Here is a 15,687-nt window from a genome sequence, read left to right on the forward strand (position 1 = left end):
AATATTGAAATTCCAAAGTTCGACAAAATAAAACAATATACTTAAAAAATATTTAATGTTTATATAAACATTATTAAAGTAGGATTTTCTATGAAAATAGTTGATAAAGTTATAAAAATTGTTGATAAGTGATTAATTTATGTTAATAAGATGTTAAAATATCAAAAAATAAAAAAAATAAAAACCCGTATAAATACTGAAAAAACTAAATATTTGTCGGAAATTTAACTGTGAATATGTTGATAACTATGTGGATAAATTGATATTTCAAAATAAAATACTATGGTAATAGTTGAATAATATGGTGTAAAAAAGCCATCCTAATTATAAGTAGACTTTATTGAAAGGATGGCTTTTTATGGGGAAAAATTTAGGTAAAATAGTTATTTGTTTGAGTATATCTATTATTTTTAGCATGGCTGATAATGATAAGATATATAGTCAAAATATTTTAGAAACAGATAAAGTAATTATAGAAAAAGAAAATAATGAAGAAAAAATTCAACCTTCAGAAGAAACTAAAGAAAAACCTAAAAAAAAATATGTACAAACATCATGGAATGTAAATGCGCTATATAAAAGTGATGAGGAATGGAACAAAGAACTAAAAGATTTTCGTAAAGACAATAAAGAGTTAAAAAACTATATTGGTAAAGTCACTAAATCAAAAACTCACTTAGCATTTGCATTAGATATTAAAGAGAATCTAGACATAAGAATGAATAAACTTTGTGCATATGTTAAATTAAGACAAGATACAAATAAAAACTCATATAAGTATTTAAATATGAATGATACATTGGATAAAACTTATAGAGAATATGTATCTATTTGTTCAGATTTAGAGCTTGAAGTTTTAAAATTATCAGATAAAGAGTACAAAAAAATTATATCAAACAATAAAATTAATAGAAAATATGGCATGTATTTAGATAATATTAGAAGATCTAAAAAATATTATTTAGATGATAAATCAGAAGATTTATTAGCTAATGTGTCTCCAATAGCATCTTTACCAGGTCAAGTATATGAGTTATTTAGAAATATGGATAAAAAAACAAATTTAAATCCAGCAGAATATGCGAGTGCTTTAGAATCAACAGATAGATCAGAAAGAAAATCTGCATATCAAGGAGAGTTTATAGCTTATAATGATAATATAAATACATTGGGAGGATTGTTAGTAGGTCAGGTTAAGAAAAATGCTTTTTATTCAAAGGAAAGAGGTTATAAATCATCTTTGGAAATGTATCTTCAATCAGATGATATAAATGAGAAAGTTTATGATAAATTAATAGAAACCGTTAGTAAAAATACATCTAGCCTTCATAAATATATTAGCTTAAGAAAGCAAGTTTTAAATTTGGATAAGTTATATTATTATGACATGTTTGTCCCACTTGTACCACCTGTAGATAATGATATTACTTATGAAAAAGCCCAAGGAATAATATACTCAGCATTGTCTCCGCTTGGAAAAGAATATGGAGATATACTTTATAAAGCTTTTAATGAAAGATGGGTAGATGTGTATTCTAATGATAATAAAGTAAGCGGAGCATATTGCTTATCAGTTTATGATAATCATCCGTATGTACTGACAAACTATAATAATACCTTAAACTCAGTATCTACATTAGCTCATGAATTGGGGCATGCTGCATATGAATATATGAGTTCAAAAAATCAGAATTATTTTAATTCGAATCCTTCTATATTCACACATGAAGTGGCCTCAACGACAAATGAAGCTTTATTATATGAAGTACTTATAAAAAATGCTTCTAATCCTAAAGAAAAAGCATACTATATAACTCAGTACTTAGATTTAATTAAAAATACATTATATTTACAAACTATGTATGCTGAGTTTGAAAAAAACATACATGAAATGGTTGAAAAAGGAGAGAGTGTAAACTCGTTAGTATTAGATGATGTATGGGGTCAACTTTTGAAAAAATATTATGGAAAAGATTATGAACTTGACCAGTTAGCAAAAGTTGGTTGGTCAAGAATACCACATTTTTATAATAGTTTTTATGTTTATAAATATGCAACTGGATGTAGTGCGGGTGTTAGCTTTGCACAGTATATATTATCAAATGGCTCTGATGCATATATAAATTTCCTTAAACAAGGAAGTTCAGATTATCCAACTAAGTTACTGAAAGAAGCCGGTGTAGATTTAACTACTACTAAACCTATAGAAGATACTATAAAAAAATTCGATTCTTTGGTAAAAGAATTAGAAAAAACTTTATCAAAATAAATAACATTTAAAGATTTAATTTAAAGTTATATTAAAAGTCCTATTTTTAATAGGACTTTTTTACATATTAAAATTGTAAATTTAAATTTTAGCATAAATATGGAGGGTTTATTATGCAAAGTAAAGTGAAAAAAGCTGTAATACCAGCAGCTGGCTTAGGTACGAGATTTTTACCAGCCACAAAAGCTCAGCCAAAGGAAATGTTACCTATAGTAGACAAACCTACATTGCAGTATATAATAGAAGAAGCTGTAGAATCTGGAATAGAAGAAATATTAATAATAACTGGTAGAAATAAAAAATCAATAGAGGACCATTTTGATAAATCAGTAGAGTTAGAATTAGAATTACAGCAAAAAGGAAAAAAGGAATTACTGAAAATCGTTCAAAAAATATCAAATATGATAAATATACATTATATAAGGCAAAAAGAGCCTAAAGGTCTCGGAGATGCTATATATTGTGCGAGACATTTTATAGGGGATGAACCCTTTGCAGTAATGCTTGGAGATGATATAGTTGATAATAATATTCCTTGTTTAAAGCAACTTATGGATGCTTATGATGAATATAGGACTACGATATTAGGAGTTCAAAAAGTAGATATAAAAGATACCAATAAATATGGTATAATATCAGCTAAGTATATAGAGGATAGAGTTTATAAAGTTAAAGATTTAGTAGAAAAACCAGAATCGATTAATGCTCCATCTAATATAGCTATATTAGGTAGATATATAATAACACCTGAAATATTTGATATATTAGAAAATTTACCCCAAGGTAAAGGTGGAGAAGTTCAATTAACAGATGCCTTAAAGCTATTATCCAAAAAAGAAGCTATGTATGCATATAATTTTGAAGGCAGAAGATATGATGTAGGTGATAAACTAGGTTTTTTAGAAGCTACAGTAGATTATGCACTTAAGAGAGCTGATATTAAAGGTGATTTTCTGAATTATCTAAAGCAAGTTTGTGATAGATATGAAAGTATAGATGAAAATAAATAATATAGGGGTGAACTTAATGTCTAAAAAAGAAAAACAAAAGAAAAAAAATAAAATTATAGCTGTGTCTATAGTAGTAGTTCTTGTGGCGACAAGTATGACGACATTATTTGGATTATTTGCAGCGATGATGCAATAAAAAATTTAAATAAAGATTGATTAAGGAAGTATGAAATTTTATAAAATATTCATACTTTTTTTATTTGAAAAAATAAATATGATACACTAAATAACTTAAAGTATATACATGTTTACTAATTAACAAATATAATGTATAATTTTAAACAGTAAATATAATTAAAAGTGATTAATAATGAACATATATGATGTTTATAATAGATTTTTAATTATAATAGATCGATTTTTATAAACTAAGAATATAATTCGTTGAGGAGAGGGAATATTTATGGATAGAAATTTAGCATTAGAACTTGTTAGAGTAACAGAAGCAGCAGCATTAGTTTCATCTAAGTTTATGGGAAAAGGTGATAAAAACGGAGCAGATGGAGCAGCTGTTGAGGCTATGAGAAAGGCTTTTGAATCGGTAAAAATAAGTGGTGAAGTAGTTATAGGTGAAGGTGAGTTAGATGAAGCTCCAATGCTATATATAGGTGAAAAGGTAGGAATGAAAACACCAAATAGTATGGAGGTAGATATAGCTGTAGATCCATTAGATGGAACAACTTTAATAGCAAAAGGTCTTCCTAATGCAATATCTGTAATAGCTATGGGTGCTAAAGGTAGTTTGTTAAATGCACCTGATACCTATATGAAGAAAATAATTGTTGGACCTAAAGCTAAAGGTAGTATAGATTTAAATAAAACTCATGAAGAAAATATAAAAAATGTAGCTCAAGCTTTAGGTAAAAAGACAACTCAAATGACTATAATTGTTCAAGATAGAGAAAGACACGATGATATAGTTCAAGCGGCTAGAAAATTAGGGGCTAGAATAAAAATGTTCGGAGATGGAGATGTTGCTGCAGCTATTGCAACATGTTTCGAAGAGACAGGTATAGATATGCTTATGGGAATTGGTGGAGGACCAGAGGGCGTAATAACTGCTGCTGCAATAAAATGCATGGGCGGAGATATGCAAGCACAAATTTATCCTCTGAGTGAACAAGAAAGAATAAGATGTCATGAGATGGGATTCTCAGATAAAGATATTGAAAAAACATTAGAAATAGAGGATTTAGCAAAAGGAGACGAGTTATTCTTTGCTGCCACAGGAATCACAGAAGGAGATTTATTAAAGGGAGTAATACAAATAGGTAGTGATAAGGCTAAAACACAGTCTGTAGTAATGAGAGCAAAAACAGGGACTATAAGATTTGTTGATGCAATACATAATCTAGATAAAAATGATATACTAGTTGAATTAATGAAAAAATACAATATGGAATAATAAAATAGAGAGCGATAAGTGTGTTTTAAAAGTTAAATTCTTGTTAAGGACATAAAGGTTTAGCCCTAAATATGTAAAAATATTTGGGCATAAATCTTTTTTATTTTGAATAGTTATTGTAGTGGTAATGCTTTAAAAATTAAGTCATATCAACACTTATAAAAAATAAAAATCGAAAAAAATAAAAATATATAACTAAGTGTTTAAGAAATTTAAAAATTGTACAATATATATAATACCCGAAATAAAATTAACGTATAATTGGTTTTGATTTTTATTTATTGACCTTAATATACTAAGATGATATTATTAGAGTTAATTGTAAAGTAAAACTTTTCTTTTTCACACCTTTAATTCCCTTAAAAAATAAATGGAAATTATATAATGAGATAGAGATGAGGAGGATTCTTTTGAGTTTAGATGATATAACATTGGATGAATTGAGTGGTAAAACGCTAACTCAATTAAAAGATATAGCTAAAGAATTAGGAATAAAGTCTATAAGTAAGTACAAAAAAAATGAATTAATAGAAGTGATTACTGAAAATTTAAATAAAAAAAGTACGCCAAAACAAGAGATAAATAAAAAAGAACAAGAAGAGAAAAAAGAAGATGTTAAAGAAGAAAAGATAAACAATTCATATAACAATAGAAACAGAGAACAAAGAAACTTTGATAATAGACAAGAAAATAGAACTTATGTTAAGCCTTATGAAAAAAAAGAACTAAATAACAATAATGAACATAATTCTTATACTTCGGATAATAAATATTCACGTAATAATGAAAATAGATACCAAAAAAACGAAAATAGAGCTAGTAGTATAGAAAATGGAAATACAAGAAACAATAACTATAAAAATAGTTATAGTCCTAAGGTAGTGGACGAGTCTAAAATAGTAGATGAATTTAATACTTCAAAAGATGATGAAGTTATGGGAGTTCTTGAAATATTACCAGATGGATTTGGATTTTTAAGAGGGTCAAATTACTTATCAACAGAAGATGATGTTTATGTATCCCCTTCCCAAATAAGAAGGTTTAATATGAAAACTGGTGATAAGGTTAAAGGTATAACTAGACATCCAAAGACTGGAGAGAAGTTTAGAGCTCTTTTATATGTACAAAAAATAAATGATGAAAATCCAGAAACTGCAATTCAAAGAAGATCATTCGAATTGTTAACACCAATATATCCAGAGGAAAGATTAACACTTGAAAGAAGTCAAAATGACATAGCTACAAGGTTAATAGACTTAATATCTCCTATTGGTAAAGGTCAAAGAGGATTGATAGTAGCGCCTCCAAAGGCAGGTAAGACAAGTTTACTAAAGAATGTTGCAAATAGTATATCAAAAAATCATCCTGATGTTGAGTTGATAGTGCTTCTGATAGATGAAAGACCAGAGGAAGTTACAGATATGAGAGAATCAATTGATGGAGATGTAATATACTCTACATTTGATCAAGTATCAAGTCATCATGTAAAAGTAGCAGAGATGGTTTTAAATAGAGCGCAAAGATTAGTTGAACATGGTAAGGATGTAGTCATACTATTAGATAGTATAACGAGACTTGCTAGAGCATATAATTTAACTATTTCACCAACAGGAAGAACTCTGTCTGGTGGTTTAGACCCAGGAGCTTTACATGGACCTAAGAAATTCTTTGGTGCAGCTAGAAATATAAGACAAGGTGGTTCTTTAACTATCTTAGCTACAGCTCTAGTTGAAACTGGATCAAGAATGGATGATGTAATTTTCGAAGAGTTTAAAGGTACTGGAAATATGGAACTTAACTTAGATAGAAAACTAGCAGAAAAAAGAATATTCCCTGCTGTTGATATATATAAATCAGGTACTAGAAGAGAAGACTTATTACTTACTGATCAAGAGAAAACTGCTCTTTGGAAATTAAGAAGAGAAATGAGTAATAATTCTGTTATGGAAGTGACTGATAAAGTTATCGAATTATTGAAGAGAACAAAAAATAATGACGAGTTTATAAAATCCATAAAAGGACTTTAAACTAATACAAAAACTGCTTGAACCCATAAAAAACTTATGTTATAATGGTGTAGTTGATAATGCAAAACGAAAAATTAATATATTTAATTTATAAAATCAAGAGAAGAGGTGACTAGAATGCAAAAAGATATACAACCAAAATACGAAGCTGTAGAAGTACGTTGTGCTTGTGGGAACACATTCAAAGCTGGTTCTGTTAAGGACGAGATAAAAATAGAAATATGTTCTGAGTGCCATCCTTTCTATACTGGAAAGCAAAAGAATATAGAAGCTGGTGGAAGAATAGACAAGTTCAAGAAGAGATTCAAAATGGACTAATTTTTATAAATATGGAGTTGGGGAGCCAACTCCTATTTTATTTGTTAAATACTGAATATTTAACATAGAAAGTTATGAAAGATATACTTTTCAAATAAATTAAATAGATGTGATATTAATTAAATTGACATAAATTAAGAAATTAAAGTAGTAGGGGGTACTAATTATGTATAGACCAGTAAATCATGGATATATAGAAGTTGTAATCGGTCCTATGTATAGTGGTAAAAGTGAGGAACTTATAAGAAGAATAAAAAGAGCTGAAATAGCTAAACAAAATATTGTTGTATTTAAACCTAAAATAGATGATAGATATAGCAAAGAAGATGTTGTTTCTCATAGTGGTGATAGTGTAGGAGCAATACCTATAAATAATGCTAATGAAATATATAATTATATAGATGAAAAAACACAAGTTGTAGGTATAGATGAAGTACAATTCTTTGATGAGGAAATTATAAATATAGCTGTAAATTTAGCAGATAAAGGTATTAGAGTTATTGCTGCTGGATTAGATATGGATTTTAAAGGTGAACCTTTTGGACCGACGCCAAAATTATTAGCTGTTGCAGAATTCGTAGATAAAATACAAGCTATATGTTCTGTATGCGGTCAACCTGCTACGAGATCTCAAAGATTAATAAATGGAGAGCCTGCAAGATATGATGATCCTATAATACAAGTAGGTGCTGTGGAAAGTTATGAAGCTAGATGCAGAAAATGCCATGTTGTTTATAGAGATAAAAAATAATTAGAATTTAATAATAGCCCTTTAAAGTTTTACTTTAAAGGGTATTTTTGTATATAATAAAATATGAAGAATAAAAGTCTAATAATAAGAGGTGAATTAATGAAAAAACAAGCTGTCGGGGGTCAGGCTGTAATAGAAGGTGTTATGATGCAGTCTAAAAATAAAAGAGCTGTTGCAGTTAGGAAAAGTAATGGTGAAATAGTAGTTAGAAAAAATAAAATAAAAAGTTGGATAAATGAGAAGAATATAGATAAAATTCCTTTTATAAGAGGATCTTTTGTTTTAATAGAAACAATGATAGAAGGAATAAAAAGTTTGAATTTTTCATCTGAATTTTTCTTAGATGAAACAGAAGAAGATGCTTTTGATAGATTTATAAGTAAAATATTTAAGGATAAAGCAAATGATATAATGATAGCTATATCTATGATATTCGCATTTTTATTATCAGTAGGTTTATTTATATTACTTCCTACGGCAGTAGGAGGGGTATTTTCAAAGTTAATAGCGAATGACTTCTTATTAAACATTGTAGAAGGAATAGTAAGAATAGCTATATTATTTGCATACATAGTTTTAATATCTAAAAGTAAAGATATTGAAAGAGTATTTCAATATCATGGTGCAGAGCATAAGAGTATACATTGCTATGAAAGTGGAGAAGAACTTACTGTAGAAAACACTAGAAAATTTACAAGATTTCATCCAAGATGTGGGACTAACTTTTTATTTATAGTAATGTTTACATCAATAATACTTTTTTCTTTCTTTGGATGGCCTAATCCAATATTAAGAGTGGTTATGAGAATAATATGTATACCAGTAGTTGCAGGAATTTCTTACGAAATAATAAGATTTCTTGGGAAATATAATAATAAGCTTACTAAAATTGTCGCATATCCTGGTATGATGTTACAAAAATTTACTACAAAAGAGCCGGATGATAAACAAATAGAAGTAGCAATAGCTGCCCTTAAAGCTGTAATAGATGAAAAATAAAGGAGAAAATATGACAATCAGAGATATAATTATCAAATATTCAGAGCAACTTATAGAAATAAGTGATACTCCAAGACTAGACGTTGAGATTTTACTTCAAAAAGCTCTTGGAAATGTAGATAGAATTTACATACATATAAATTTAAGTAAAGAATTAACTAAAGACCAATATGATTTATTTTTAGAAATGATAAATTATAGAATAAATGGTAGACCAGTAGCTTATATAGTAGAGAACAGAGAGTTTATGGGATTGGACTTTTTTGTAAAGGAAGGCGTACTTATACCTAGACCAGATACAGAACCATTAGTAGAAGAAGTTATTGATCTTTGTAATGGTAAAGATAATATTGAAATATTAGATATAGGAACTGGGTCAGGTGCAATAACGGTAAGTTTAGCTAAGTATATAAAAAATTCAAAAGTTACATCGTTTGATATATCAGATATTCCGTTAGAAGTTGGAAAGAAAAATGCCATAAATAATGGAGTAGAAGATAATACAATATTTATGAAGTCAGATCTATTTAGTGCAATTAAAGATAAAGATATAAAATTTGATGTAATAGTTTCAAATCCTCCTTATATACCTAAAAAAGATATAGAAACACTACACACACAAGTAAAAGATTATGAGCCATATAATGCATTAGAAGGTGGAGAGGATGGACTAGATTTCTATAGAGATATAACTGAACAATCAAAACTATATTTAAAATCTAACGGTATATTAGCTTATGAAGTTGGTCATGATCAAGCTGAAGATGTATCTAAGATAATGAGTAATAATGGATATACTAAAATATATACAAAGAAGGATATACAAGGAATTGATAGAGTTGTTATAGGATTCAAACTATGATATAATGAAAAATTGATATGCTACAATAAACGAGGTGAAAAGTATGCTAAAAAAATTAGAAGTATTAGAGGATAAATATAGAGATTTAACTGAAAAGATAAGTGATCCAGAAATAATAAATGATCAAAAGACTTGGCAAAAGTACATGAAAGAACATGCTGATTTAGAGCCAATCGTAATGAAGTACAGAGAGTACACAAATGTATTAAATAGTATAAAAGATTCAAAAGAAATTTTACAAGAAGAATCTGATGAAGAATTAAGAGAATTAGCTAAGATGGAATTATCGGAAATGGAAGATATGGTAGAACCGTTAGAGGCAGAATTAAAAATATTATTATTACCTAAGGACCCTAATGATGAAAAGAACGTTATAGTTGAAATTAGAGGTGGAGCTGGTGGTGATGAAGCAGCTTTATTCGCAGGTGATTTATTCAGAATGTATTCTAGATACGCTGAAAGAAGAAGATGGAAAATGGAATTACTAAGTGCTAGTGATACTGGTGTTGGTGGATATAAAGAAGTATCTTTCTTAATAAAAGGTAAAGGTGCTTACTCTAGATTAAAATATGAATCAGGAGTTCATAGAGTTCAAAGAATACCTTCAACTGAATCAGGAGGAAGAATACATACATCTACAGCAACAGTTGCAGTATTACCTGAAATAGATGTTGTAGAAGTAAACATAAATCCAAATGATTTAAGAATAGATGTATTCCGTTCTTCAGGAAACGGTGGACAAAGTGTTAATACTACTGACTCTGCGGTAAGGGTAACTCACATACCAACAGGAGAAGTAGTGTCTTGCCAAGATGGTAAATCACAATTAAAAAATAAAGAACAGGCACTTAAAATATTAGTAGCTAGACTTAATGATAAGGCTATAGCTGAGCAAAATAAAGATATAGCAGCAGAGAGGAAAAGTCAGGTTGGTACAGGAGATAGATCTGAGAGAATAAGAACTTATAACTTCCCACAAGGTAGAGTAAGTGATCATAGAATAAACTTAACACTTTATAAGTTAGATTCATTCTTAGATGGAGATATAGATGAAATGCTAGATGCGTTAATCACTGTTGATCAAACTGAGAAAATGTCAGCAATATAAATCCCTATTAATATAGGGATTTTTCCATATGATTTTTTACGTACAAGGAAAAATATGATTAAATCATGACTGTCGATAAGTATATCAAGTTTTGATATATCAACAAAATTACAGTAAGTAAAAAATTATATAAATTCATAATTACTTCAGAGGGCATTTTACGGACGACCTATGTATATAATTGTTATATATGTAGTTGTAAGGAGGGGGAGTTATGATAATAAAAATAACACTAATAGGATTATTGGCAGGTGTTATAGGAACAGGAGCTGGAGGTATTATATCAGCTTTATTTAAAAAAAATGTAGATAGATATTTAGACTTTTTTATGGGGCTTTCAGGAGGCATAATGCTTGCTGTGGTAGTATTTGACTTAATGAAAGAATCTATGGACATGATGGGAGTATCGTACACTGTAATATTTACATTTGTAGGAGTACTTTTAACTATGTACATAAAAACTAAAATGGATGTATCAAAAGAAATGAAATCGGGATATCTTATATTTATAAGTATTTTACTTCATAATTTGCCAGAAGGGCTTGCTATAGGGTCTTCATTTATGTCTACAGAGGCTTTAGGGTTAACGTTAGCTATAGTTATAGGAATACATAATATTCCAGAAGGATTAGCTATGGCACTAAGCTTAGTAGGTTCTAAAATGAAAATATCTAAAGTTATTTTGTTTACAGTGATTGCAGGTATACCTATGGGAATAGGAAGTTTTTTAGGAGCATATTTTGGTGCGGCGTTTAATTCTTTAATAGGAATATTTCTAGCAACAGCGGCAGGTACGATGATGTATGTTGTTTTAGAAGAAATATTCCCTAAATCAAGAAGTTTATATTGTATTATTGGTTTTTTAGTAGGAACAGTTATTGTAAATTGTATCTAAACTAAAATGAAAGTAGGTATACATAAGATGAAAACTATGATAAGTAGTATTGATAAAGATAATATAGATTTAGAAGAACTTAAAAAACATGCTAAATTGTTAAGTGAAGGAAAAACTGTTATATTTCCAACTGAAACAGTGTATGGATTAGGTGCAAATGCATTAGATGAAGATGCAGTAAAAAAAATATATGAAGCTAAAGGAAGACCTAGTGATAATCCATTAATAGTACATATACATGAAAAAGAACAAGTACACGAATTAGCTAAAGATGTTAATGATAATGCTAAAATAGTAATGGATAGATTTTGGCCAGGACCAATAACTATCATATTAAATAAAAAAGATATAGTACCTAAAACAACAAGCGGTGGACTTGATACAGTGGCTATAAGAATGCCTTCTCATAAAATAGCAAAAGAAATAATCAAACAATCAGGCGTTCCTATAGCAGCACCATCAGCTAATATATCAGGAAGACCTTCTCCTACAAAGGCTCAGCATGTAAAAGATGAAATGGAAGGCAGAGTAAGTGGAATAGTTTTAGGTGGAGATAGCAATTTTGGATTAGAGTCTACTGTATTAGATTTAACATCAGAGACACCTATGATATTAAGACCGGGGAGCATTACTAAGGAAGATTTAGAATCTGTACTTGGAAAGGTTGAATTAGATCCATCTTTAGCAAAAAAAGAAGATAACAAAAAGGCAAAAGCGCCTGGCATGAAATATACACATTATTCTCCAGATGCAGATGTATTTATAGTATCTGGAAGTGAAGAGGATGTATTCAATAAAGTAAATGAACTAATATTAATTAACAATGAAAATGGGTTAAAGACAGGTGTTATGTGTTTAGAAAAAAATAAATATAAATATAATGGTGAAGTTATATCTTTAGGAAGTACATTAGATGAAGTAGCAAGTAACTTATTTAACGTGTTAAGAGAAATGGACAAGTTAAATGTTGATATAATATACTCAGAAGAATTTGAAATTGCTGGTATAGGTCAAGCTATTATGAATAGACTACTAAAATCAGCAGGATATAAAATTATAAAAGCTTAATATCCACTAGTAAATCTAGGGAAAAATATATTATAATAGAATATGGAGGCTACACATATGAAAATAGGATTAGGAAGTGACCATGGAGGATATAATCTAAAGAAAGAAATAGTAAGATATTTAGAAGGGAAAGGAATTGAGTGTGTTGATTTTGGACCTGATAATTCTTTAGAATCAGTTGATTATCCTGTATATGGAGAAGTAGTTGCAAATGCAGTAGTAAGAAAAGAAGTAGACTACGGTATACTTTGCTGTGGGACAGGAATAGGAATATCACTAGCAGCTAATAAAGTTCCAGGAATAAGATGCGCAGTAGTATCAGATGTATTCTCAGCTAAAATGTCTAAGGCACATAATGATGCTAATATGCTTTCTTTAGGCGAAAGAGTTCTAGGAAGAGGATTAGCATTAGAAATAGTTGAGGCTTGGATAAATACAGAATTTGAAGGCGATAGACACTCTAGAAGAGTTGATATGATAAAAGAAATAGAAAAGAAGCACAGCAAGTAGGAGGAAAATAAAAATGAGTAAAGTAATAATAACAGATCATCCATTAATACAACATAAGTTAACATTAATGAGAGACAAAAACACTGGTTCAAAGGATTTCAGAGAACTTTTAACAGAAATAAGTATGTTAATGGGATATGAAATTACTAGAAACTTACAATTAGAAGAGGTAGAAATAGAAACACCAGTAGTTAAAACAAATTCTAAAGTTATAGCAGGTAAAAAATTAGGAATAGTACCTATATTAAGAGCTGGACTTGGAATGGTAGATGGACTAGTAAGCTTAACTCCAGCAGCTAAAGTTGGACATGTTGGTTTATACAGAGATCCGGAAACTTTACAACCGGTAGAATACTACTGTAAGCTTCCACAAGATATAGAAGAAAGAGAAATGATAGTAGTAGATCCAATGTTAGCTACAGGAGGGTCTGCAGTTGCTGCAATAGACGTTCTTAAGAAGAGAGGAGCAACTTCTATAAAGTTAGTAAACTTAGTAGCAGCTCCAGAAGGGATAGCAGAAGTTCAAAAATGCCATCCAGACGTAGATATCTATGTTGCAGCAGTCGATGAGAAGTTAAATGATCATGGATATATAGTTCCAGGGTTAGGAGATGCTGGAGATAGATTATACGGAACAAAATAACTAATTTAATATATAAGGGGTCTGTACTTTGTGCAGATTCCTTTTTAAATTATTTGCAAAAATGTTAAAAAAATAACAGAATTTAGTATTGATTCATGTAAGTCTAAATTGTAAAATAGATGCATAAATAAGCGAACAAAGAAAAAAATAGATGTAAACTTATAATCTAGAAGGCTATTAAATTAACAGAATAGTAGCGAAAAAACGATAAATTTTGAAAACTTAATACAATTTAAGACAAATTTTTGAAGAAAAACGATTTAATTCAACTTGAAATTCAAATTTAATCAATAAAATTCAAATTTATTAAAAAAATATTTGAAATTTCTTTAAAAAATTTATAAAAAGTGGTAATATATATTTTATTGAGAATTGATTAAAATACATAAGTAGTAGGAATAACATTATAATAAAATAATATATATTATTTTATGCGAGGTATACTATTAATGAGTAAAAGAAAAATGTATATGGAAATAGCCAATATGCTATCATTAATTAGTCAAATAGGGCTAATGATATTAATATCTATATTAGGTTGTACCTTTATAGGAAAATTTTTAGACTCGAAGTTTAACACTGATCCAATCTTTATGCTTATATTTTTAGTATTAGGTATTGGTGGTGCGTTTATGGCCGTTTATAAAACTTTAGTAGTGTATACAAAAAGGAAGTGATACCATGCATACAAAACTACGAGAAGAAGTAAACTACGTAACAAAAGGAGTTATAGTCTATGACTTGATAGTGATGGTATTATTATTGATAACATCAACTTTTAGTAAATCTATGCTTTTAGGTTTATTATTTGGGACTATGATAGCAATACTTAATTTTAGATTGCTGGCTATAACGATAAACAAATCGGTAACTATGCCTGCTTCTAAGGCTCAGATATATTCAACATCACAATATATGTTGAGAATGCTTATAACGGGAGTGGTTATATTTGTCTCTGTAAAAGCCCCTTATTTACATGTGATAGGGGTGGCAATAGGGTTATTAAGTCCTAAGTTTGTGATATTAGCAAAAGCACTATTAATAGACAAACTAAAAAGAAAGGAGGCGTAAGTATGAGCCAAGCAAAATGGGTTATATTTTTTAACAACTTCAAGATAAGTGAAACAGTAGTAACTAGTTGGATAATAATAGCGGCTTTAGCCTTAGTATCTTTCTTACTAACTAGAAATTTAAAGAAAGTTCCTACTAGCAAAGTTCAAATAATGCTAGAATTTGTTGTAGGTATGATATCAAATTTAGTAACAGATACTATGGGAGAAAAAGCAGTTAAAAGAATGCCAAATATGATTCCATACATAGGAAGTTTATTTTTATTCTTTGCATGTTCTAACCTAATAGGATTATTAGGATTTAGATCTCCAACTACGGATTTAGATACGACACTAGCATGGGCACTAATAACATTCTTTATGATTTACTATGCAGGTGTTAAATTTAATGGATTTGGATACTTCAAAGGTTTATTAGAACCAAACCCATTATTACTACCACTTAACTTAATTGGAGAATTGGCTAAGCCAGTTTCACTAAGTTTCCGTCCATTCGGTAACATATTAGGTGGAGCGGTTATAATGAAATTATTGTATGATTTCCTAGCTTATTTATCAACATTAATGCCAGGAATCTCAATACCTTTTGCTCAATTAATAATACCGGTGCCATTACATTTATACTTTGATATATTCGCCGGATTATTACAATCGTTCATATTCATAATGTTAACGATGGTATTTGTAGGTAATGCTACAGAGTAAAATTACAATTAAAAAAACTAAAAAATATTTTAAAAATTTAAGGAGGA

Annotated in this window: 16 protein-coding genes; all 16 read left to right on the forward strand. The window is 29.0% G+C overall.

The features are described from left to right. Nucleotides 1-358 precede the first annotated feature (358 nt). The 16 genes from pepF to atpB all read left to right on the forward strand — a co-directional run bounded on the left by pepF (nt 359) and on the right by atpB (nt 15,640). Complete coding sequence (pepF, locus tag NWE74_RS12730) at nt 359-2,269, forward strand: oligoendopeptidase F (protein WP_258243389.1); 1,911 nt, start codon at nt 359-361, stop codon at nt 2,267-2,269. 113 nt (nt 2,270-2,382) lie between these two features. Beyond that, nucleotides 2,383-3,279, forward strand: a complete 897-nt coding sequence (galU, locus tag NWE74_RS12735; RefSeq protein WP_258243390.1) for a UTP--glucose-1-phosphate uridylyltransferase GalU — start codon at nt 2,383-2,385, stop codon at nt 3,277-3,279. Nucleotides 3,280-3,682: 403 nt separating this feature from the next. Beyond that, the gene (glpX, locus tag NWE74_RS12740; protein ID WP_258243391.1) at nt 3,683-4,684 is read left to right on the forward strand and encodes a class II fructose-bisphosphatase; all 1,002 of its coding nucleotides are present in this window, start codon (nt 3,683-3,685) and stop codon (nt 4,682-4,684) included. 410 nt (nt 4,685-5,094) lie between these two features. Continuing rightward, the gene (gene rho, locus NWE74_RS12745; RefSeq protein ID WP_330666373.1) at nt 5,095-6,711 is read left to right on the forward strand and encodes a transcription termination factor Rho; all 1,617 of its coding nucleotides are present in this window, start codon (nt 5,095-5,097) and stop codon (nt 6,709-6,711) included. A 117-nt stretch (nt 6,712-6,828) separates the two neighbouring features. Then, entirely contained in the window at nt 6,829-7,029 is a 201-nt protein-coding gene (rpmE, locus tag NWE74_RS12750; protein ID WP_092727659.1) for a 50S ribosomal protein L31, read from the forward strand. Between the two features lie 166 nt (nt 7,030-7,195). Further along, nucleotides 7,196-7,780 (forward strand): thymidine kinase, encoded by a 585-nt coding sequence (locus NWE74_RS12755; protein WP_258243393.1) that lies wholly within the window; start codon nt 7,196-7,198, stop codon nt 7,778-7,780. Between the two features lie 99 nt (nt 7,781-7,879). Further along, complete coding sequence (locus NWE74_RS12760) at nt 7,880-8,779, forward strand: DUF1385 domain-containing protein (RefSeq protein WP_258243394.1); 900 nt, start codon at nt 7,880-7,882, stop codon at nt 8,777-8,779. Between the two features lie 10 nt (nt 8,780-8,789). Beyond that, complete coding sequence (prmC, locus tag NWE74_RS12765; protein WP_258243395.1) at nt 8,790-9,641, forward strand: peptide chain release factor N(5)-glutamine methyltransferase; 852 nt, start codon at nt 8,790-8,792, stop codon at nt 9,639-9,641. Between the two features lie 43 nt (nt 9,642-9,684). Further along, nucleotides 9,685-10,749 carry a peptide chain release factor 1 gene (gene prfA, locus NWE74_RS12770; RefSeq protein WP_258243396.1) on the forward strand — a complete coding sequence of 355 codons (1,065 nt, stop codon included), beginning with the start codon at nt 9,685-9,687 and terminating at the stop codon, nt 10,747-10,749. Between the two features lie 214 nt (nt 10,750-10,963). Next, nucleotides 10,964-11,644 (forward strand): ZIP family metal transporter, encoded by a 681-nt coding sequence (locus tag NWE74_RS12775; RefSeq protein WP_258243397.1) that lies wholly within the window; start codon nt 10,964-10,966, stop codon nt 11,642-11,644. Between the two features lie 27 nt (nt 11,645-11,671). Then, nucleotides 11,672-12,712, forward strand: coding sequence for an L-threonylcarbamoyladenylate synthase (locus NWE74_RS12780; protein WP_258243398.1), 1,041 nt, complete (start codon nt 11,672-11,674; stop codon nt 12,710-12,712). Nucleotides 12,713-12,769: 57 nt separating this feature from the next. Beyond that, complete coding sequence (gene rpiB, locus NWE74_RS12785; RefSeq protein ID WP_258243399.1) at nt 12,770-13,222, forward strand: ribose 5-phosphate isomerase B; 453 nt, start codon at nt 12,770-12,772, stop codon at nt 13,220-13,222. Between the two features lie 13 nt (nt 13,223-13,235). Further along, complete coding sequence (gene upp, locus NWE74_RS12790) at nt 13,236-13,865, forward strand: uracil phosphoribosyltransferase (protein WP_258243400.1); 630 nt, start codon at nt 13,236-13,238, stop codon at nt 13,863-13,865. Nucleotides 13,866-14,314: 449 nt separating this feature from the next. Then, nucleotides 14,315-14,542, forward strand: a complete 228-nt coding sequence (locus NWE74_RS12795; protein ID WP_258243401.1) for an AtpZ/AtpI family protein — start codon at nt 14,315-14,317, stop codon at nt 14,540-14,542. A 4-nt stretch (nt 14,543-14,546) separates the two neighbouring features. Further along, a complete protein-coding gene (locus tag NWE74_RS12800; protein ID WP_258243402.1) occupies nt 14,547-14,936 on the forward strand; it encodes an ATP synthase subunit I in 390 nt (129 codons plus the stop codon). Between the two features lie 2 nt (nt 14,937-14,938). Beyond that, nucleotides 14,939-15,640 (forward strand): F0F1 ATP synthase subunit A, encoded by a 702-nt coding sequence (gene atpB / locus NWE74_RS12805; protein WP_258243403.1) that lies wholly within the window; start codon nt 14,939-14,941, stop codon nt 15,638-15,640. Nucleotides 15,641-15,687: the final 47 nt, after the last annotated feature.

The sequence above is a fragment of the Romboutsia lituseburensis genome (assembly GCF_024723825.1).
Classification (GTDB): domain Bacteria; phylum Bacillota; class Clostridia; order Peptostreptococcales; family Peptostreptococcaceae; genus Romboutsia_F; species Romboutsia_F lituseburensis_A.

Excerpts from the sequence above, each read along its gene's own strand:
- upp (WP_258243400.1), top strand. The coding sequence starts at position 13,236 with ATGAGTAAAGTAATAATAACAGATCATCCATTAATACAACATAAGTTA.
- glpX (WP_258243391.1), top strand. The coding sequence starts at position 3,683 with ATGGATAGAAATTTAGCATTAGAACTTGTTAGAGTAACAGAAGCAGCA.
- rpiB (WP_258243399.1), top strand. The coding sequence starts at position 12,770 with ATGAAAATAGGATTAGGAAGTGACCATGGAGGATATAATCTAAAGAAA.
- NWE74_RS12800 (WP_258243402.1), top strand. The coding sequence starts at position 14,547 with ATGCATACAAAACTACGAGAAGAAGTAAACTACGTAACAAAAGGAGTT.
- pepF (WP_258243389.1), top strand. The coding sequence starts at position 359 with ATGGGGAAAAATTTAGGTAAAATAGTTATTTGTTTGAGTATATCTATT.
- prmC (WP_258243395.1), top strand. The coding sequence starts at position 8,790 with ATGACAATCAGAGATATAATTATCAAATATTCAGAGCAACTTATAGAA.
- NWE74_RS12795 (WP_258243401.1), top strand. The coding sequence starts at position 14,315 with ATGAGTAAAAGAAAAATGTATATGGAAATAGCCAATATGCTATCATTA.
- NWE74_RS12780 (WP_258243398.1), top strand. The coding sequence starts at position 11,672 with ATGAAAACTATGATAAGTAGTATTGATAAAGATAATATAGATTTAGAA.
- NWE74_RS12755 (WP_258243393.1), top strand. The coding sequence starts at position 7,196 with ATGTATAGACCAGTAAATCATGGATATATAGAAGTTGTAATCGGTCCT.
- prfA (WP_258243396.1), top strand. The coding sequence starts at position 9,685 with ATGCTAAAAAAATTAGAAGTATTAGAGGATAAATATAGAGATTTAACT.
- galU (WP_258243390.1), top strand. The coding sequence starts at position 2,383 with ATGCAAAGTAAAGTGAAAAAAGCTGTAATACCAGCAGCTGGCTTAGGT.
- NWE74_RS12775 (WP_258243397.1), top strand. The coding sequence starts at position 10,964 with ATGATAATAAAAATAACACTAATAGGATTATTGGCAGGTGTTATAGGA.
- atpB (WP_258243403.1), top strand. The coding sequence starts at position 14,939 with ATGAGCCAAGCAAAATGGGTTATATTTTTTAACAACTTCAAGATAAGT.
- NWE74_RS12760 (WP_258243394.1), top strand. The coding sequence starts at position 7,880 with ATGAAAAAACAAGCTGTCGGGGGTCAGGCTGTAATAGAAGGTGTTATG.
- rpmE (WP_092727659.1), top strand. The coding sequence starts at position 6,829 with ATGCAAAAAGATATACAACCAAAATACGAAGCTGTAGAAGTACGTTGT.